This is a genomic window from Flavobacterium sp. Root935 (genome assembly GCF_001429295.1).
Taxonomy (GTDB): Bacteria; Bacteroidota; Bacteroidia; order Flavobacteriales; family Flavobacteriaceae; genus Flavobacterium.
The window spans coordinates 513,053-533,559 of sequence record NZ_LMJL01000007.1 but is presented as its reverse complement, the minus strand read 5'-3'; the positions used below and the strand labels follow the sequence as shown (position 1 = coordinate 533,559).

Below are 20,507 nucleotides of genomic sequence, written 5' to 3'. Positions count from 1 at the left end.
AATTTAAAAAAATAAAAGTATGAAAAAGTTAATTATAGGAGCTGCAATTTTATTTGTTCAAATGTCTTTTGGTCAGGTTACCAAAGAGTTAGGTGAATTCGATACCGTAAAAGTTTACGATAAGTTAAGTGTAAAATTAGTTCAATCTTCAGAGAATAAAGTTGTTATAAAAGGAGCAAGAGAAGCAGAGGTTGAAGCTGTCAATAAAAATGGAATATTAAAATTAAGAATGCCTTTTCCTAAACTATTATCAGGAAATGATTTAGATATTACTTTGTATTACAAAAGAATAGAATTGATTGATGTTAATGAAGGAGCAGAAGTTACAAGTAAAGAAACACTAAAAGCAACTTCGTTTAAAGTAAGTGCGCAGGAAGGTGGAAAAATTAATGTAGATTTGAATGTTGATAAGTTAAAAGTAAGTTCAGTTTCTGGTGGAGAAATCACTGCAACTGGTAAAGCAGATAACCTTGATGCCAGTTTAGGAGCCGGTGGTTATTTCCTTGGAAGTAAATTAGCGACTTCTCAGACTAATGTAAGCGTTTCTGCGGGAGGAAAAGCTGATGTTAATGCTTCGACCTTAGTTGATGCAAAAGTAAGCGCAGGAGGCTCTATTTACATTTATGGAAAACCAAAGCAAATAAATCAAAAAACAGTTTTTGGAGGTAAAATCGAAGAAGTAAAATAACAAGTTGTATTTTGATGGTAAATGATATTTTGGCTGGACTGCCATGGGGACTTTTTCTAAGTTTTATGGTAGGTCCAGTATTTTTTATACTACTAGAAACCAGTATTACAAAAGGATTCAGAGCAGCAATTGTATTTGACTTCGGTGTAGTTCTAGGTGATATTTTTTTTATAGCTATCGCGTATTTAGGAAGTTACAGATTAATTCAGAGTTTAAAAGATAAACCAGCTTTGTTTATTTTTGGAGGAATAATAATGCTGGCTTATGGTATAATTTCTTTCGTTCGTTTAAAAAATGAAGAAAAAATAGACGATGAAGAAATTGATCGTGATATCATCAAAAGAAACTACGGAAGTCTATTTATAAAAGGCTTTTTACTCAACGTTATTAACATTGGAGTATTAGGTTTTTGGCTGGCTGTTATCATTTCTGTAGGACCAAAATTAGAAATGCAAAACTCAAGAATGATTACTTTTTTTACATCAGTTATCATTACTTATTTGCTGGTTGATTGTCTTAAAATAGTATTAGCCAAACAATTAAAATCTAAAATGACACCAACTAATATCGTTAAAATCAAAAAAGGAATTAGTATTGTTTTAATGGTTTTTGGAGTTGCTTTAATCACACAAGGATGGTTTCCAAAAGAAAAAGAAATGGTTAAAAATGCTTTCGAAAAAATAGAAAAGTAGTTGTTAATAACTCAAAAATATAAAATTAAGCCTCTGAATTTCAGAGGCTTTTTTGTGTTTATAAGTCCTTGCGAGGAACGAAGCAATCTAACTAATTATATCAACATTTATAATCTATAGTAGTGAGATTGCTTCGTTCCTCGCAAGGACAAGACATAAAAAAAAACCTTCAAATTGCTTTGAAGGTTTTAGAGGCATCGTCCGGATTCGAACCGGAGTAGGAGCTTTTGCAGAGCCCAGCCTAGCCGCTCGGCCACGACGCCATTGCTTGAACGGATGGCAAAAGTAACTAAAATCTTTAAATTTCAAAAGTTTCATATGAACTATTTTGAAAAAATACGATTTTAAATAAAATAATTACTTTCTAATTTCTGTCATTTTTATAGTAACTGACTCAACATCACCACCAATAGGAGGATTAATTTTAGAAACCCAAACTGTTGTTTTTTCTACAGTTTCTATCTCTGCCAGCACACGAATATTGATTCTTTTGGCTACATGTTCTAGTAAATGCGAACGAATTGCCATTTCTTCAGTAACAATTTTATTCAAATGAACGTAATCAACAGTGTCTAAAAGATGATCTGTTTCAGCCGATTTCTGAAGATTTGTTTTAATTTTTAGATCTACAGTATAGTCAGATCCTATTTTTCCTTCTTCAATTAAACATCCGTGGTATGAAAAAGTGCGAATGTTTTTAAGTTTAATAACTCCCATTTTTATCTTGTTTCAAGTTTAAAGTTTCAGGTTTTGCGCTAGTTAAATGACTTTAAACCTGAAACCTGAAACCTTTTTTTTATCTTTGCTAAAATTACTATAAAATAATGGCATCAGAAGAGAAATCACTCAATTTTATTGAACAAATCATAGAGGAAGATCTAAAATCAGGTCTTTCGCAAACTAAACTTCATTTTCGTTTTCCACCAGAACCAAACGGTTATTTACACATTGGGCACGCTAGTTCTATTGCTTTAAATTTTGGTTTAGGTATTGATTATCAGTCACCTGTAAATTTACGTTTTGACGATACAAATCCAGAAAAAGAAGAGCAGGAATTTGTTGACGCCATTAAAAAAGACGTTGAATGGCTGGGTTATACCTGGGCAGAAGAACGTTATGCTTCTGATTACTTTCAACAATTATACGATTGGGCTGTTTTATTAATTAAAAAAGATAAAGCCTATGTTGATAGCCAGTCTTCTGAAGATATGGCCATTCAAAAAGGAACGCCATCAACAGTTGGGACAGATAGTCCATACAGAAATCGTTCTGTTGAAGAAAATTTAGATTTATTCGAAAGAATGAAAAACGGTGAATTTGAGGCTGGTACACATATTCTTCGTGCAAAAATAGACATGAAATCAACTAATATGTTGATGCGTGATCCTATCATGTACAGAATTTTACATAAGCATCATCATAGAACTGGAGATGCCTGGAAAATTTATCCAATGTACGATTGGGCACACGGACAAAGTGATTATTTAGAAGAAATCTCACATTCATTTTGTACACTTGAATTCTTGCCTCACCGTGAATTATACGATTGGTTTTTAGACCAGATTTTAGATGAAAATAAACTGCGTCCAAAGCAGAGAGAATTTGCAAGACGTAATTTATCACATACCGTTGTTAGTAAAAGAAAATTACAGCAACTAGTTAAAGAAAAGCATGTTAATGGTTGGGATGATCCTAGAATGTCAACAATTTCTGGGTTAAGAAGACGTGGTTATACAGCAGCATCTTTACGTAATTTTGCCAACACAATTGGAATTGCAAAACGTGATAATTTAATTAATGTATCGGTTTTAGAATTTTGTATTCGTGAAGATTTGAACAAAATTGCACCTCGTGTAATGGCTGTTTTAGATCCGGTAAAATTGGTAATTACCAATTATCCAGAAGGTAAAGAAGAGTGGTTAGAAGCTGAAAATAATCAGGAAGATGAAAATGCAGGTTTCAGAAAAGTACCTTTTTCTCGTGAATTATACATCGAAAGAGAAGACTTTTTAGAAGAAGCTCCAGCTAAATTTTTCCGTTTGACTTTAGGAAAAGAAGTTCGTCTTAAAAATGCTTATATCATTAAAGGTGAATCTGTTATAAAAGATGCAGAAGGAAATATTACTGAAATTCATGTTACTTATGATACCGATTCTTTAAGCGGAAGCGGGACAGAAGCAAGCCAAAGAAAAGTATCTGGAACATTACATTGGGTTTCTATTCAACATGCGCTTGAAGCAGAAGTTCGTTTATACGATCGTTTGTTTACAGATGAAGCTCCAGACAGTTATAAAGAGAAAAATTTCTTAGATTTTGTGAATCCAAATTCATTAGAAATTGTAACTGGATATGTTGAACCAAGTTTAGCTACAGCTCAAAATGAAGATAAATTCCAGTTTCAACGTTTGGGTTATTTTACTGTTGATAAAGACTCAACTGCTTCAAAATTAGTGTTTAACAAAACTGTTGGACTAAAAGATGCTTGGGAAGAAAAAGGTAAAAAAGAAGAAAACAGCATTAATAATTCGTTAAAAGAAATCAACAAATATTTTAAAGTTGAAACTAAACCAGAACGTATTGCAATTGAAAGTGCGATAGGGGAGAACATTAAAAATGTTACTAGTTTTTCACTTTTACAGAATTCTTTAAAGAAAAATATCAATAATAATAAGGCTTCGTTGTTGTTTGCTCAATTTATTTTGAAATATGGAAGTTGGAAATCAACAGATTTTGAAGAAGAAGATATTAAGAAATTATATTCAATGTCTTTAAAAAGTGAATCAACTTATGTTCGATCTAAAGCATTATTAAATTTGAGAGATATCGAAGAAGTAAGTTTCAAAAATCAATTTGATGATGAAATTTTAAAATTATATTCAAATCCTCCCAAAAATGCATCGGAGAGAGAAATTGAAATTCTTGCCGAGATGGTAAAAAAATAAAATAACTAGAATCTATGGAGAAGCGCTTTTTAAAAGCGCTTTTTTATTATATATAAAATTTATTAAAATATTAATATCTATAACTTTTATAAATTAAAAATAGCTTTCATACATTAATTTTAAAGCATTTTTTTAATTCGTCCACCTCATTAACCTTATTTTAAAAGATCTTTTATTACAAGTCTTTATTTTAAATTTTACTTTTTTTACTACATATTTTACTTTTTTTGAGCCAGATTTTTTTCTTTAAAAATTTTTAAATGAAATTCTGGTATAATTTTTAATGTATTTTAAATTATAAAATAGTATTATTGCTATTTTGTATATGATAATTTATTTTTATTATTATTAAAATTGATGTGTATAATAAAAAATATAGATTTTATAAATTAAAAGTGACTTTCATAAATTTATTATAAGAGGCTTTTTAAATTTATCCATCTCTAGAATCCTATTATTTAAATTGATTGAAATTTGCTGCTTATTTTAAGTTTTGAATTTTTTGACCAAATTTTTACCTTGTCCAAACTTTTTTATTTTTCATAATATAAAACCGATTTTATTATATAAATTAATTTGATTAAAATTTTAAAACGATAGTTTAATTTAATAATTAATATAATTGATTAAAATATTAATTATTATAGTTTTTATATATTAAAATAGCTTAAATAAATTAATTTTAACGCATTTTTTTCTTCAAGTTGATATGTAACTCGTTTTTTGATTTATTGTTTATTTATGAGCTTTATTTTAGTTTTAGCTGTTATTTTTGTCAGTTTAACGGGTTGTTAACATACAATTGTTTATAAAGTTGCTATTTTTAACTCAATACCAAAAGTCAGAGATGATTTTTATAAAAATTAAAATTTGCCGTTAAAGAAACTAAACTGAAATTTATTGTTTTTAAAAACTCGTAATTTTTAAAACAGTAAATCTTCAAAATTGATTTCTTGAAAAGACAATTTTATGTTCTCATTTTTATTATGATGTAATCCTGATAATATTTCGCGTAAAAGGTATTTTTCAAATTGTATCATAATGTACAAAATTCCATAATGTTGAATTTGTGTTAAGCTTTAGTTTTTAAATTTCAAATCTGATCATTTTTAATTTAAATCTAATTATCATGAAAATTTTATATTTTACGCTAGCAATGTTATTTGCAAATGTTGCAATTTCACAAACACATCAAATTACAAAACACAATGGTGAACAACTTGATGTTAATTTCATAAAAAACGAAAATGGTTTAATTTATTATTCACTAAACGGAAGTTCAGAAGAAATTAAAATTAGCAAACATGCTGTTTCATCAATTACGAATAAGCAAACCAAACAAACTCAAAAAATTTCTGATAAAATAATAGTAGATTCAAAAGATGATTACAAAATGGTAACTGTTCTGCCTCAGGAAAAGACAATAGGACTGAAGCAATCTGCTAGTTTTACTGGTGTCTCGACAAGGACAAAAGGTGAACCGCCAATTGCAAACCAGAAACAAACTGCTATGAGAATAAAATCTAAGTCGGCTTCAAATGGTTCTCCTTTTGTGAGTATTGTTGAAAAAGGTGATGGAAAATATGAAGCAGTTACTTATGTGTATTAATTCTATTGTTAAATTTTGAATTTTACTGTTTAGCATTTTAAAAAAGAACTATCTTTATTAATCACTAAAAAAGAAATATTATGTCTAATAATTCAAATACAATTGCAGCAATTTTAGCTGGTGCTGCAGTAGGAGCGGCAATCGGGATTTTATTTGCTCCAGAAAAAGGATCAAAAACTCGAGCTAAAATTAAAGAAGGAATTGATGATGCAAAACATAATTTGCAGGATTCATTTGAAGCAAGTTCTGAAGTACTACGTGAAAAATTCACAGGTGCAACCAAAAATCTTGATGGAACTTTAAATGATTTACTTTCAAATGTAAGTCATAAGACAGAAGAAGTGATCACTTTTTTAGAATCTAAATTGGCTGATTTAAAAGCACAAAACGCTAAACTTCAAAAATAAAAATCTATTAAATTGTACAAGAAGCACTTAACTTGCTTATTTTTATAAGACAGTTTTGTGCTTTTTTTATTTTAAAAAATCTAGTTATGGCTTTTGAAGAGTTAAAAGAAAACACCGAAAAAATTCAGGATCAGACTAAAGTTTACATCGACAGTCATTTGGCCTATTATAAACTTTGGGGTTTTAAAGTTGCAATGAAATCAACAACGCTAATTTTTAAATTCACGTTGATATTATTGTGTTTTAGTATGGTTTTGATTTTTGGATCTTTTGCAGCAGCGTATGCTTTTGGAGATTTGTTAGGCAGTAATGCTCTAGGATTTTTAGCAGTAGGAGGGATCTATCTATTATTTAGTATTTTACTTTTCTTTATAAAAGATAAAATGGTTGAAGGACCAATTTTAGAAAAGTTTTCAGAAATATTTTTTAACGATTGAGAATTATGGAAAAGAAAAAATACTCATCTTATGCTGAAATTGACAGAGATTTAGAAATCTTAAAATTGGAAAAAGATATCAATTATCAGAAATTGGTTTTAAGTTTTCAGAGAACAAAAGAAAGCATAACTCCGCAAAATATTGTAAACGGATTTGTTTCATCGTATACAGATTATTTTAAAAATTCGTATCCGCAAATACTTCAATCTATATTACCATTTGTTATCAATTGGTTTACCAATAAAAAAAGAGGCCGTTAAGCCTCTTTTTTATTTTACAATTATTGTTGAACATCTGGTTGAATATCATCTTCATAACCAGATTGAGGTTTTATTTGTTTTGGTTTTTCTACTTTTTTATTATTTTTCTTCATCATTTCGCCAACTTGGTTAGAAGCTGAAAAAGAAGCAACCATATTATTCAACATGTCACTTCCGGCTTGTGGTGAGTTTGGTAAAAGAATCAAGTTAGAGTTTGTATCAGATCCGATAGATTGTAGAGTATCATAATGTTGTGTAACCACAATTAAGGCAGATGCTTCTTGAGAATTAATTCCAACATTATTCAAAACTTCAACACTTTCTACAAGACCTCTAGCAATTTCACGACGTTGATCTGCAATACCTTGACCTTGTAAACGTTTACTTTCTGCTTCTGCTTTTGCTTTTGCAACGATTCTAATTCTTGAACTTTCTGCTTCAAATTCTGCTGCAGTTTTTTCTCTGTCAGCCGCGTTGATTCTGTTCATTGCATTTTTTACCTGAATATCTGGATCAATATCAGTTACCAAAGTATTGATAATATCATAACCGTAAGTAGTCATTGCTTCATTCAATTCTCTTTTTACCGCAATTGCGATATCATCTTTTCTTTCAAAAACATCATCCAGTTTTAGTTTCGGAACTTCGGCACGGACAACGTCAAAAACGTAAGCCGTAATCTGATCGTGTGGATATTCTAGTTTGTAAAATGCATCATACACTTTATCCTGAATTACTTTAAACTGAACTGAAACTTTCATTTTAATAAAAACGTTGTCTTTAGTTTTAGTTTCGATGATAACATCTAATTGCTGGATTTTAAGATTTACACGTCCGGCCAATCTATCTACCAACGGAATTTTAAGTTGTAATCCTGAATTTCTAACACTCTGAAATTTTCCGAATCTTTCTATTATGACAGAACTCTGCTGTTTTACTGTAAAGAAAGAAGACATGAAAATGAAGAATGCCAATACTAAAAAGATAATTAATCCTGTACCCATGGTTATAAAATTTATGTTTATGATTTTGGTAAATTACGAAAATTCTTCTAAAATAAAATTTTTAGACATTAAAAAAACGCTAAGAACATTTGTGATATGTTTCTTAGCGTTTCAATTTTAATTCGAATTCTAATTATAAAGTAGCTATCGCTTTTTGAATTCTCGAAATAGTTTCTTCTTTTCCAATGATTTCAACAATGTCAAATAGGTGAGGACCTTTAAGAGCTCCAACCAAACTTAAACGGAAAGGCTGCATAACTTTACCCATTCCGATTTCGTTTTTGGTTAACCAATCTTTTACAACACTTTCAATATTTGCCGAATCAAAACCATCAATATATTCTAGAGTAGAAATCAATTCTTGCATTAAAGGTGGAGTTTCTTCTTTCCAGTTCTTGCTTGCTTTTTCATCATAAGATGTTGGAGCTTGGAAAAAGAAATCTGTTAGATCCCAAAATTCAGAAACAAAATGCGCTCTTTCTTTTATTAATGAAACAATTCTTGTGATGTCATATTTAGAAATGTCAATTCCTTTTTCCTGTAAAATAGGAGTGAAGGCTTTAGCTAAATCCTCATCATTTTGTTTGACTAAATATTGGTGATTGAACCATTTGTTTTTCTCCGGATCAAATTTAGCTCCAGCTTTATGCACTCTGTTCAAGTCAAAAGATTGAGCTAATTCTTCTAAAGAAAATAATTCTTTATCAGTTCCATCATTCCATCCTAATAAAGCTAGGAAGTTGACAACAGCTTCTGGGAAAAATCCTTTTTCTCTGTAACCAGATGAAACTCCTTCTTCAGTTTTCCATTCTAAAGGAAATACTGGGAATCCCATTTTATCACCATCTCTTTTTGATAATTTACCATTTCCAATTGGTTTTAAAATCAAAGGTAAATGAGCAAATTCTGGAGCTTCCCAACCAAATGCTTTGTATAATAAAACGTGAAGTGGCATAGATGGCAGCCATTCTTCGCCACGAATAACGTGTGAAGTTTCCATCAAATGATCATCTACAATATTTGCTAAATGGTATGTTGGCATTCCATCACTTTTAAACAAAACTTTATCATCCAAAAGATTAGTTTCAAACTTAACATCTCCGCGAATAATATCTTTCAAATGTAAAGTTTCATCAACCGGAGTTTTAAAACGGATTACATAATGCTCTCCATTTTCAATTCTTTTAGCAGTTTCTTCTGCAGAAATTACTAATGAAGTATCTAGTTTTTCACGATTGTGATGATTGTAAATAAATGTTTTTCCTTCAGCTTCGTGTTGTTTTCTATGTGCATCTAAAGCTTCAGGAGTATCAAAAGCATAATAAGCCCAGCCAGAATTTATTAATTGATCGGCATATTGCTGGTACAAATCTTTACGTTCGCTTTGTCTGTATGGACCAAATTTTTCATTTTTCCCTACAGTTTCTTCAGGAGCAATTCCTAACCATTCAAGGGCTTCCATAATGTAAGCCTCTGCACCTGGAACAAAACGGGTCTGATCTGTATCTTCAATTCGAAGATAAAAAACACCGTTATGTTTTTTTGCAAATAAATAATTAAATAGGGCAGTACGAACTCCGCCAATATGTAATGGTCCAGTTGGACTTGGTGCAAAACGCACGCGAACTTGCTTTGACATTTGTTTAAAATTTTGATGCAAAGATACAACTTTAGATAAATCCCAATTTTTTAAAATTCCAAATTCCAAACACAGTGAATAGTTGGAATTTGGAATTTAATTTTTTGGAATTTGAATCTTTATAATTACTACTTTTATAGGTTATAATCAAAACAGATTTATTTTGAAAACAACATCTGCTATATATCAGAAGCTCGAGGCTTTCATTAAGAAATATTATACCAACGAACTGATAAAAGGAATGCTTCTTTTTACTGGTTTTGGTTTATTGTATTTTTTATTTACGCTTTTTGTAGAGTACTTTCTATGGTTAAAACCTTTGGGAAGAACTTTTCTATTCTGGTTATTTATTGCCGTTGAAGTTTTCCTTCTGGTTCGATTAATTATTTTCCCTTTGTTTAAATTATTTAAACTTCAAAAAGGAATAGATTATACTCAGGCCTCAAAAATTATTGGAAACCATTTTACAGAAGTAAGTGATAAACTAACTAACTTTTTACAATTATCAGCTGATAATAATGCTGAAAGTTCTGAATTGGTTTTGGCTTCGATAGAACAAAAAGCAAATTCACTTCAGCCAATTCCTTTTGGAAATGCCATTAATTTTAAAGCTAATAAAAAATATCTGCCATTGGCCTTGGTTCCAGTTTTGCTTTTTGCCGTGTTTTATATTTCTGGAAATAGCAATATTATTTCTCAAAGTTTGAATAGGGTAGTGCATTTCAATTCTGCATTTTTGCCACCTGCTCCTTTTAAATTTGTGGTTTTAAATTCTAATTTACAAGCAGAACAAAACAAAGATTTCGTGATCAAAATGGAATCAGTTGGGAATGTTGTTCCAGAAAATGTCATGATCCATATTGGTGATGAAAGTTATTTTATGGAATCTTCACAGCCAGGAAAGTTTGAATTTAAAGTTGAAAAACCAGCAGAAGATATTAGCTTTTCTTTTGAAGGAAATAATGTTACTTCTCAAGAATATGAATTGAAAGTTATTACAGTTCCATCTATTGCAAACTTCGAAATGGTTTTAAATTTTCCTTCTTACTTAAAGAAAAAATCTGAGACAATTCAGGGAACTGGAAACGCAATTGTACCAGAGGGAACAACAGTAACTTGGAAAATGAATACCAAATCGACTCAAGAAATTATATGGAAAAGAGATAATGAAGTTTTTAGATTTAATAAGATAGAAAATGACTTTAAATTGGCTAAAAATATTAGTCAAAATACAGAATATCAAATTCTTACGTCAAATGATAAGGTTAAAAACTACGAAAAACTAGATTATCAGCTGTCTGTTATCAAAGATCAGTTCCCAACCATCAATGTTGGGCCTGCACCAGATAGTTTGAAGCTGGATAAGAACTATATTTTAGGAAGATTAGGTGATGATTACGGACTTTCAAAACTACAAATTGTATACTACGAACGTAACAAACCTCAGTCTGCTAAACGTGGAAACATTCCGGTAAAGGCTGGTGTATTTGATCAGTTTGTTTTTAATTTTCCGAGTAACCTTCCAGTAGAAGAAGGAGTTTCATACGAATACTATTTTGAAGTTTTTGATAATGATGCGACACATGGTTTTAAGAGTACAAAGTCTTCAACGTTTTCAGATCGAGTAGCTACAACAGACGAGATTCAAGATCAAGAATTGCAACAGCAAAATCAAAATATAAGTAGTTTATCTAAATCTTTGAAGAACCAAAACAAGCAGATTTCAGAAATGGATAAGCTTCAAAATACCGGAAAAGAGAAAGATAATTTAGAGTTTAAAGATCAGCAGAAGATCAATGATTTTATCAAACGTCAGAAACAACAAGACGAAATGATGAAACAGTTTTCTGAAAAAATGAATCAGAACTTAGATAAATTTAAGGATGATAAGAAAGATAAAACGGCTGAAGATTTACAAAAACGTTTAGATAATGCACAAAAAGATTTAGAAAAGAATCAGAAATTATTAGACGAATTGAAGAACTTAAACGATAAATTAAACAGTGAAGAATTGTTTGATAAAATGGAAAAGTTCAAACAGATCAGCAAAAACCAATCTCGTAATTTAGAACAATTGGTTGAGTTGACCAAGCGTTTTTATGTTTCTAAGAAAGCAGAACAAGTTGCTGAGAAACTAAATAAACTGTCAGAACAACAGGAACAGTTATCTAATAAAGAGAAAGAAAATACGAAAGAAAAACAAGATGAAATCAATAAATCTTTTGATAAAATTCAAGAAGATTTAAAAGATTTGAAAGAGGAAAATAAGACTTTGAAGAAACCTTTGGACATTCCATCTGATGCTTCAAAAGAGAAGGATGTAGATAATGATCTTCAAAAAGCTTCAGAAGAATTAAGTAAAAAGAATACTTCTTCGGCTAAGCCAAAACAGAAAAGTGCTTCAAAGAAAATGAAAAGCATGGCTCAGGAAATGCAGAGCGAAATGGAAGGCGGCGAGCAAGAACAGATGGAAGAAGATGTCGCAATGCTTCGTCAGATTCTAGACAACCTTTTAGCATATTCTTTATCACAAGAAGATGTAATGAAACAGTTTAAATCTATGAAATTGGGTTCATCTGCATTTACAAAAAACATTAAAATTCAGCAGAATTTGAAACAACAATTCAGACATGTTGATGATAGTTTGTTTGCACTTTCACTACGTAATCCAAAAGTAGCTGAAGACGTAACAAAAGAAATTGGAAACGTACAATACAATATGGATAAAGCTATAGAAACTCTAACCGATGTTCAAATTCCAAGAGGAGTTTCACACCAGCAATATGCAGTTTCATCCGCCAATAAGTTAGCTGATTTCTTGAGTGATTTATTGAATAATATGCAGATGTCCATGTCTAAACCGGGAGCGGGAAAACCTAAACCAGGAGATGGTCAAGGGATGCAACTACCAGATATTATTCAGAAACAAAAAGGACTTGCTGATAAAATGAAAGAGGGAATGAAACCAAGTCAAAAGCCTGGTGATAAACCGGGGGAAGGTCAAGAAGGAAAGTCTGGTCAAGGACAAAGTGGAAAAGGTAAAGAAGGTCAGGGTAAAGAAGGTCAGGGTAAAGAAGGGCAAGGTAACAAAAGCGGTGATAAAGGTTCTTCTGGTAAAGATGGAAAAAGCGGTAAAGGAGAAAAGGGAGATAAGAATGGAAATGAAGGTGAAGATGGAGAAGGAGATGCAGAAGCTATAATGGAGATATACAAAGAACAGGTTAAACTTCGTGAAGCTTTACAAAAAGAATTAGCGAAGAAAGGTTTAGATTCTCAAGGCAAATCTGTAATCGATCAGATGAAGCAATCAGAAAAGCAAATTTTAAATAAAGGATTTAAGAATGAAAACCTGCAGCGTATCTTAAATATTCAACAAGAATTATGGAAACTAAACAACGCAGTTCAGCAACAAGGACAAGATACACAAAGACAATCTGAAACCAATAAAGCTGAATTTAGTAATCGTTCGAATGCTTTACCAAGTTCATTATTGGAATATTTAAACAGTGTAGAGATATTAAACAGACAATCACTACCTTTGCGCTCGAATTTTAATCAAAAAGTTCAAGAATACTTTAATACAAAATGATAAATTTTAATTACGAAACTGATTTTACTTTAGGAGACGAGCAGGCTTTTAGTGACTGGCTTAGTGCTGTGATTGTTTCTGAAAAGAAAAATGAAGGAGAGATCAATTATATATTTTGTGATGATGAATATCTACATAAAATCAATGTTGAATATCTAGATCACGATACACTTACAGATATTATTAGTTTTGACTATACTGTTGGCAACGAGTTAAATGGAGATATTTTTGTATCTGTGGAACGTGTTGCAGACAACGCTAAAGACTTCAATGTTTCGTTTGCTGAAGAATTGAAAAGAGTACTTTCCCATGGGATACTTCATTACTGCGGTTACAAAGATAAAACGGATGAAGATGCTCAATTAATGAGAGCAAAGGAAGAAGAAAAAATGAAGATGTTTCACGTGGAACAGTAATTAAATCTCTTTTTTATTTTCAATGTTCCACGTGAAACGTTGTAGTTTTTAATTTTTAATTTTTAAGAACGTTCCACGTGAAACATTTTTATAGGAAATAAAAGTTTTTTATAACGTTCCACGTGGAACGTTGAAGTAATGAATTCAATAAAAGATTTAATCGTTCCACGTGGAACATGATTCTTGATAGGTTTTTAGAAGTAGAGAATGGAAGTTTAGGAAATGTTTCACGTGAAACATTTCGTTTTAAAGATTGTATTTTGAAAATCTGGATTTGAAGTTCTATTTTGAAGATTCTATTTTGAAGATTCTATTTTGAAGATTTCGGTTTGAAGATTTCGGTTTGAAGACTCCAGTTTGAAGACTCCAGTTTGAAGACTCCAGTTTGAAGACTTCAGTTTTGGAATTTGGAATTTTATAGATTGAAAATTAAATATGCGTTCCACGTGGAACAAGAAAAAATATAAATGTAATTCTAAAAACCGCGTTAGCGGTTTTTGGAGAATAATAAAACAAAATGTTTTTAGAAGAATACGATGTTATTGTGGTGGGTGCAGGCCATGCTGGTTCTGAAGCTGCGGCTGCGGCTGCAAATTTGGGATCGAAAACTTTATTGGTTACAATGAGTTTGCAAAACATTGCACAAATGTCTTGTAATCCTGCGATGGGAGGAATTGCAAAAGGACAGATCGTTCGAGAAATTGACGCGCTTGGTGGATATTCGGGAATTGTGTCGGATAGAACGGCAATTCAATTTAAAATGTTGAATAAATCGAAAGGACCTGCAATGTGGTCGCCAAGAGTTCAAAGTGACAGAATGCGTTTTGCTGAGGAATGGAGAATGATGTTGGAGGGAACTCCAAATTTGGATTTCTACCAAGAAATGGTAAAAGGACTGATTATTGAGAATGGAAAGATAAAAGGAATTAGAACTTCACTTGGTGTGGAGATTCGTTCCAAATCTGTTGTTTTGACAAATGGTACCTTTTTGAATGGTTTGATTCATATTGGAGAAAAACAATTCGGTGGAGGAAGAGCAGGGGAAAGTGCTGCAACTGGAATTACCGAGGATTTGATTAAAGCAGGTTTTGAAGCTGGAAGAATGAAAACAGGAACGCCGCCTCGAGTAGATGGACGTTCTTTGGATTATTCTAAAATGAATGAAGAAAAAGGAGATGCGAAGCCATCGAAATTTTCGTATTCAGATGTGACAGCTCCATTAACACATCAGCGTTCTTGTTACATGACGTATACGTCATTGGATGTTCATGATATTTTGAGAGAAGGTTTTGATCGTTCCCCAATGTTCAACGGAAGAATCAAAAGTTTAGGTCCAAGATATTGTCCGTCGATCGAGGATAAGATAAATCGTTTTGCAGATAAAGAACGTCATCAATTATTTGTAGAGCCCGAAGGATGGAATACTTGTGAAGTTTATGTAAACGGATTTTCAACTTCGCTTCCTGAGGATATTCAGTTTAAAGCGCTTCGTTCTGTAGCAGGTTTTGAGAATGTAAAATTCTTTAGACCTGGTTATGCTATCGAATATGATTTCTTTCCACCAACACAATTGAAACATACTTTGGAAACAAAGTTGGTAGAGGGATTATATTTTGCTGGACAAATAAATGGAACAACTGGATATGAAGAAGCAGCTTCTCAAGGTTTGATGGCTGGAATAAATGCGCATTTAAAAGTGCACGAAAAAGATCCTTTAATTTTAAAACGTGATGAAGCGTATATTGGAGTTCTAATTGACGACTTAATTACAAAAGGAACGGAAGAACCATATCGTATGTTTACATCGAGAGCAGAATATAGAACATTGTTGCGTCAAGATAATGCCGATTTCAGATTGACTCCAATGTCGTACGAAATTGGTTTAGCTTCTGAAGATCGTTTACGCAGAATGGAACAGAAATTAAACGAATCTGAAAAGATGGTTTCGTTCTTCAAAGAAACGAGTGTTAGTGTTGCAGAAACAAATCCAATTTTGGAGGCGAAAGAATCTGCCCCAATCACACAAGGAGATAAAATGTTTAAAATTTTCTCTCGTCCACAAGTTGAATTAGAGGACATGGTAAAATTTGAAAAAGTCGCATCATATATTCAAGAAAATGATTTGGATGAAGAAATTGTTGAGCAAGCAGTTATTCAAGTAAAATATTCTGGTTATATTGAGAAAGAAAGAAATAATGCTGATAAACTAAATCGTTTAGAAGAAGTAAAGATTCCAGAGAATTTCGACTATAATAAAATTAAATCAATGTCTATTGAGGCAAAACAAAAATTAAGCAAGATACGTCCTGTGACAATTTCTCAAGCTTCAAGAATAAGCGGGGTATCACCAAGTGATATTTCCGTACTTTTGATTTATATGGGAAGGTAGTCTAGTTTTATATTTCAGTTTGTTGATTTTAGATTTTAGTTTTTTAATTTGTATTATAAATCTAAAATGTGAAATGTTCCACGTGAAACCTTTTACAAAATAAATAATCTAATTTATCGTTTCACAATCTGAAAAAGACATCTTTTCGAGTGTAATATTTTCTAAAACTTCTGCAAAATAAGATTTGCAATTATGTTGAATATTAAATCTCGTGAGAACGAAAAGAATTTAAAAGAATAAAATAAAAAAACTAAAAAATCCTAAAAGCGATAAAATTCGTTTTTAGGATTTGCTATAAATTAAACCCAATATCTATAAAATTTAAAAATGAACGTTTTAAACAAAAAACACTTTCTAACTGTAAAAGACCATTCTGTTTCAAAAGAAATTTTTGATTTGTATTACGATGAAGAATTAGATATGCTAATTACTTCTCCACAACCCGAACTTCAAAATTTAGGAAAATACTACGAAAGCGAAGATTATATTTCTCATACAGATAACAAACGTTCATTATTTGAAAAAGCTTATCATTTTGTAAAAAACATTGCACTTCAAAACAAATTGAATTTAATTAATAGTGAACAGCCTAAAAAAGGTAAACTTCTGGATATTGGAGCTGGAACTGGAGATTTTCTTTTAACAGCAAAAAATAATGGCTGGGAAACAATTGGAGTAGAACCAAGCGAAAGAGCAAAGAATATTGCCAAACAAAAAGGAATTTTATTTGTGGAAGAAATAAGCAGTTTAGAAAATAATTCTTTAGACGTGATTACAATGTGGCATGTTTTAGAACACGTGCCAAATTTAGAAGTTCAGATTCAAGAATTGAAGCGTTTATTAAAACCAACTGGAACATTAATTGTTGCGGTTCCAAACTACAAATCGTTTGACGCAAATCATTATCAAACTTTTTGGGCAGCTTATGATGTGCCAATTCACTTTTGGCATTTTTCAAAAAAATCAATTCAGCTGCTTTTTGAAAGGGTAGATATGAAATTAGAAAAAATACTTCCAATGAAGTTTGATTCATTTTACGTTAGTCTTTTATCAGAAAAATACAAAACAGGAAAAATGAATTACATCAAGGCATTTTTCATTGGTTTGAAATCAAATTGGAAAGCTAAAAAAACAAACGAATTTTCATCACACATTTACGTGTTGAAAAATAAATAAGATTTTATAAAGCTATTTTGCCCTCGATGGGTGAGATGGCTTTTTTAGGTTAAAAAAATCGTAAAAAATGCGATTTTATTCTAATAGTGTCAGTTTATTGTAAATATTTTTTCAATAAATAAAAACAATATCATAAAATTTGCGCATTTTTTAAACTTTATGCTGATGCTATTGATTTTTTTATATTTTTGTCTTCAATACTTAAAAAATAGAATTAAAAAAAATGAAAAAAGCATTAGTTATTATCGCACTTTCAGTTTTCGCAGTTTCTTGTAATAAAACAGCAGAGGTAAAGGAAGTAAAAACAGCTTACGTGGATACTTCGGTTTTGATGAAAGAGTACACTGAGGCAAAAGATTTAGAGGCAAAATACAAAGCTCAAGCGGAAGAAAAAGGAAGACAATTACAAGCTGAAATTTCACGTTTTAAACAAGACGCTGCTAATTTTCAAAGTCAAGCGCAGGCTAATGGTCAAGCATGGGCACAGCAAAGAGGTGCTGAATTGCAAAAAAGAGAGCAGCAATTAGGATATGCTCAACAAGCACTAGCACAACAATTACAACAAGAAAGTGGTGTAGAAATGGATTCTCTTGTTAGTGGAGTTAAAAAATTCATCAAAGATTACGGAAAGAAAAACGGTTATTCTTACATCTACGGAACTGGAGATGCTGCAAGTATTTTGTATGCTGAAGATAAATATGATATTACAAAAGATATTATTAAAGCACTAAATGATAAATATAAAGCAGAGCCAAAAACAGATGCAAAACCAGCAGCTGAAGCTAAAGAAGGCGAAGCAAAAAAATAAAACTACCAAACTAACTAAATTACTGAAAACCTAAATCCACTAAGATTTAGGTTTTTTCTTTTTATAAAAATGCGGTAATTTTATTTTTTAATACAAGCCCAATGCAAAACGTTTCAGAAGCGGCAGCTTACACTTTACAATTCATCAATCAGACGCAAAAATCTATTTTCCTAACGGGTAAGGCAGGAACAGGAAAAACTACGCTTTTACGCGAAATTATTGCCACAACCCACAAAAATACAGTGGTTGTAGCTCCAACAGGAATCGCTGCCTTGAATGCAGGTGGAGTAACAATTCACTCGATGTTTCAACTTCCTTTTTCGGCCTTTATTCCGTCTTACGAGGGGAGTGCGCAATTTACAGACACGGTTAAGTTTGAAAATAAAGAATCACTTCGCCGTCATTTTAAGATGAATAACGTCAAAAGAAATGTAATTCGAAATATGGAGCTTCTGATAATTGATGAAGTTAGTATGCTTCGAGCAGATTTATTGGATGCAGTCGATTTTATGATGCAGTCTGTGCGACGAAACAGCCAGGCTTTTGGAGGTGTTCAAGTTTTATTTATTGGAGATTTATTACAGTTACCGCCGGTTATTCGCGATGAAGAGTGGAGAACTTTGAAAAATTACTATCGAGGAAAATTCTTTTTTCATTCGCATGTGCTGCAGCTCAATCCGCCGATTTATATCGAGTTGTCTAAAATTTATCGCCAGACAGACGATATTTTTATTTCGGTTTTGAATAATCTGCGAAATAACCAGATTACACCAGAAGACGTTGCGGTTCTAAATCAATATGTTAAGCCCGATTTTGATTTCAAGGAAAACAAAGGCTACATAACGCTTACAACGCATAACGCTAAGGCAGATTCTATTAACTTACAGTCAATCAATGATTTACATGGTAAAGAGTATGTATACACGCCATTTGTTGTGGGCGATTTTCCAGAAAAGATTTTCCCAGTCGAAGAAGAATTAAAATTGAAAGTCGGAGCACAAATCATGTTCGTTAAGAATGATTTGTCTTTCGAAAAAAGATATTTCAACGGAAAAATGGGTGTAATCAAATCACTTTCAGACGAGGAAATCTTTGTTCATTTTCCAGAAGAGAATATGACACTTGAAGTGGAAAAGTACGAATGGAAAAATATTCGGTACAAAGTCAACGAACAGACAAAAGAAATCGAAGAAGAAGTTTTAGGCACATTTGCGCATTATCCCATCAAACTTGCTTGGGCGATTACGGTTCACAAAAGTCAAGGTTTAACTTTCGACAAAGCTGCGCTCGATGTATCGCAAGTTTTTCTGCCGGGACAAGCCTATGTTGCACTTTCGCGTTTGCGTTCGTTAAACGGGCTTATTTTGCTTTCTCCGATGCAGATGAATGGCATTTCGAACGATCAAGATGTGATGGATTATGCTTTGAACAAAGCAACAGAAGAAGTTTTGAAAAACTCACTGCATTTTGAAATCAAGAATTTTATTCATAACTATTTGATAAACAGTTTTAATTGGACAGAACTCGCGCAGGAGTGGCGCAATCATCGTTTTAGTTATAACGAAAATGCGGCAGGTTCAGAAAAATCAAAGCATACCGTTTGGGCACATAAGCGTCTAGACACAATCGAACAGCTTTTAGAGCCTTCGCAGAAATTCATCATTCAGCTGAATAAAATTTTCAGCAAAGAAACGGTTGATTTATTTTTTGTGAAAGAAAGGGTAGAAGCGGCCTATGATTATTTTTTCAAACCAATGGACAAATTGGTCGATGACTTGATTTATAAAATTGCTGAAATCCAAAAATTTAAAAAAGTAAAAGAGTTTTATGAAGAGCTTCATTTTTTAGAAGATCTGCAGACAAAAGCAGTTTTGAGATTATTGAAAGCAAAACTGTTGATCGAAGTTATGGTTTCTGGCGAAGCAATCTCCAAAGAAAAGCTTTCATCTCCATTTATTAGAAATTATAAAAGCAATAAAGCCGAAAGGATTCGTGATGAGCTTAAAATAACAAATACAGACATTTTTAGAACCGAAGAACCCGTTGTTCGATACAAACCAGCTAAAGCAGATAAAAATGAGCTTAAAACGGCTAAAAAAACAACAGTAGAAGAAACGTATGATTTGTGGCTGGAGAAAAATTCTGTTGAAGATATCGCAAGAATGCGTAAATTGAATGTTCAAACTATAGAAGGACATTTGATAAGACTTATCCAAGCGAAGAAAATTGAAATAACGGATGTTTTACCTTATGATAAAATTTTGGCTTTGAGAGAAGCGTTTGAGTTTTATCAAGAAGAATCTCTAAGCGGTTTGAAAGAAAAACATGGAGATGAATTTACCTGGGATGAACTAAAAATGTTCAAAGCCAGTATTAATTGATTTTCTAGAGGTCCCACGTGAAACATCATTTTCGTTTTTCAAAATACTTATTTATAACGCATTAAATTAT

General features: G+C 31.7%; 16 protein-coding genes and 1 tRNA gene. 13 read left to right on the top strand and 4 right to left on the bottom strand.

The genetic code is table 11. The features are described from left to right. The first annotated feature begins 19 nt into the window (after window positions 1-19). Window positions 20-688, top strand: coding sequence for a head GIN domain-containing protein (locus tag ASE40_RS03775; protein WP_057115460.1), 669 nt, complete (start codon window positions 20-22; stop codon window positions 686-688). A 14-nt stretch (window positions 689-702) separates the two neighbouring features. Further along, on the top strand, window positions 703-1,380 hold the full coding sequence (locus ASE40_RS03770; RefSeq protein WP_057115459.1) for a LysE family translocator: 678 nt from the start codon (window positions 703-705) through the stop codon (window positions 1,378-1,380). 192 nt (window positions 1,381-1,572) lie between these two features. Here ASE40_RS03770 and ASE40_RS21955 read toward each other — a convergent pair. After that, a tRNA-Cys gene (locus ASE40_RS21955) sits at window positions 1,573-1,643 on the bottom strand. Window positions 1,644-1,737: 94 nt separating this feature from the next. Next, the gene (folB, locus tag ASE40_RS03760; protein ID WP_057115457.1) at window positions 1,738-2,097 is read right to left on the bottom strand and encodes a dihydroneopterin aldolase; all 360 of its coding nucleotides are present in this window, start codon (window positions 2,095-2,097) and stop codon (window positions 1,738-1,740) included. A gap of 107 nt (window positions 2,098-2,204) precedes the next feature. On the opposite strand from folB, the gene ASE40_RS03755 reads away from it, so the two are divergent. From ASE40_RS03755 to ASE40_RS03735, 5 genes are all read left to right on the top strand, one after another. Then, window positions 2,205-4,322, top strand: coding sequence for a glutamine--tRNA ligase/YqeY domain fusion protein (locus ASE40_RS03755; RefSeq protein ID WP_057115456.1), 2,118 nt, complete (start codon window positions 2,205-2,207; stop codon window positions 4,320-4,322). 1,129 nt (window positions 4,323-5,451) lie between these two features. Next, complete coding sequence (locus ASE40_RS03750; protein WP_057115455.1) at window positions 5,452-5,931, top strand: hypothetical protein; 480 nt, start codon at window positions 5,452-5,454, stop codon at window positions 5,929-5,931. Between the two features lie 80 nt (window positions 5,932-6,011). Further along, window positions 6,012-6,338: a YtxH domain-containing protein gene (locus ASE40_RS03745; RefSeq protein WP_057115454.1), complete on the top strand. Its 327-nt coding sequence runs from the start codon at window positions 6,012-6,014 to the stop codon at window positions 6,336-6,338. 86 nt (window positions 6,339-6,424) lie between these two features. Continuing rightward, window positions 6,425-6,775, top strand: coding sequence for a hypothetical protein (locus ASE40_RS03740; protein ID WP_057115453.1), 351 nt, complete (start codon window positions 6,425-6,427; stop codon window positions 6,773-6,775). A gap of 5 nt (window positions 6,776-6,780) precedes the next feature. Beyond that, window positions 6,781-7,035 carry a DUF6327 family protein gene (locus ASE40_RS03735; RefSeq protein ID WP_057115452.1) on the top strand — a complete coding sequence of 85 codons (255 nt, stop codon included), beginning with the start codon at window positions 6,781-6,783 and terminating at the stop codon, window positions 7,033-7,035. Between the two features lie 20 nt (window positions 7,036-7,055). On the opposite strand, the gene ASE40_RS03730 is transcribed toward ASE40_RS03735, so the two are convergent. After that, complete coding sequence (locus tag ASE40_RS03730; RefSeq protein WP_057115451.1) at window positions 7,056-8,039, bottom strand: SPFH domain-containing protein; 984 nt, start codon at window positions 8,037-8,039, stop codon at window positions 7,056-7,058. Window positions 8,040-8,172: 133 nt separating this feature from the next. After that, window positions 8,173-9,678: a glutamate--tRNA ligase gene (gltX, locus tag ASE40_RS03725; protein WP_057115978.1), complete on the bottom strand. Its 1,506-nt coding sequence runs from the start codon at window positions 9,676-9,678 to the stop codon at window positions 8,173-8,175. Between the two features lie 163 nt (window positions 9,679-9,841). On the opposite strand from gltX, the gene ASE40_RS03720 reads away from it, so the two are divergent. The 6 genes from ASE40_RS03720 (at window position 9,842) to ASE40_RS03695 (ending at window position 20,437) form a co-directional block, all read left to right on the top strand. Then, the gene (locus ASE40_RS03720; protein WP_057115450.1) at window positions 9,842-13,267 is read left to right on the top strand and encodes a coiled-coil domain-containing protein; all 3,426 of its coding nucleotides are present in this window, start codon (window positions 9,842-9,844) and stop codon (window positions 13,265-13,267) included. Continuing rightward, entirely contained in the window at window positions 13,264-13,683 is a 420-nt protein-coding gene (gene ybeY, locus ASE40_RS03715; RefSeq protein WP_057115449.1) for an rRNA maturation RNase YbeY, read from the top strand. Before ASE40_RS03720 ends, ybeY begins: the two co-directional genes overlap by 4 nt. Before the next feature lie 517 nt (window positions 13,684-14,200). Further along, window positions 14,201-16,072, top strand: a complete 1,872-nt coding sequence (gene mnmG / locus ASE40_RS03710; RefSeq protein WP_057115448.1) for a tRNA uridine-5-carboxymethylaminomethyl(34) synthesis enzyme MnmG — start codon at window positions 14,201-14,203, stop codon at window positions 16,070-16,072. Window positions 16,073-16,399: 327 nt separating this feature from the next. Beyond that, a complete protein-coding gene (locus ASE40_RS03705; protein WP_057115447.1) occupies window positions 16,400-17,248 on the top strand; it encodes a class I SAM-dependent methyltransferase in 849 nt (282 codons plus the stop codon). A gap of 223 nt (window positions 17,249-17,471) precedes the next feature. Beyond that, complete coding sequence (locus tag ASE40_RS03700; protein ID WP_057115446.1) at window positions 17,472-18,056, top strand: OmpH family outer membrane protein; 585 nt, start codon at window positions 17,472-17,474, stop codon at window positions 18,054-18,056. A 101-nt stretch (window positions 18,057-18,157) separates the two neighbouring features. Then, window positions 18,158-20,437: a helix-turn-helix domain-containing protein gene (locus ASE40_RS03695; RefSeq protein ID WP_057115445.1), complete on the top strand. Its 2,280-nt coding sequence runs from the start codon at window positions 18,158-18,160 to the stop codon at window positions 20,435-20,437. The last annotated feature ends 70 nt before the right edge of the window (window positions 20,438-20,507 follow it).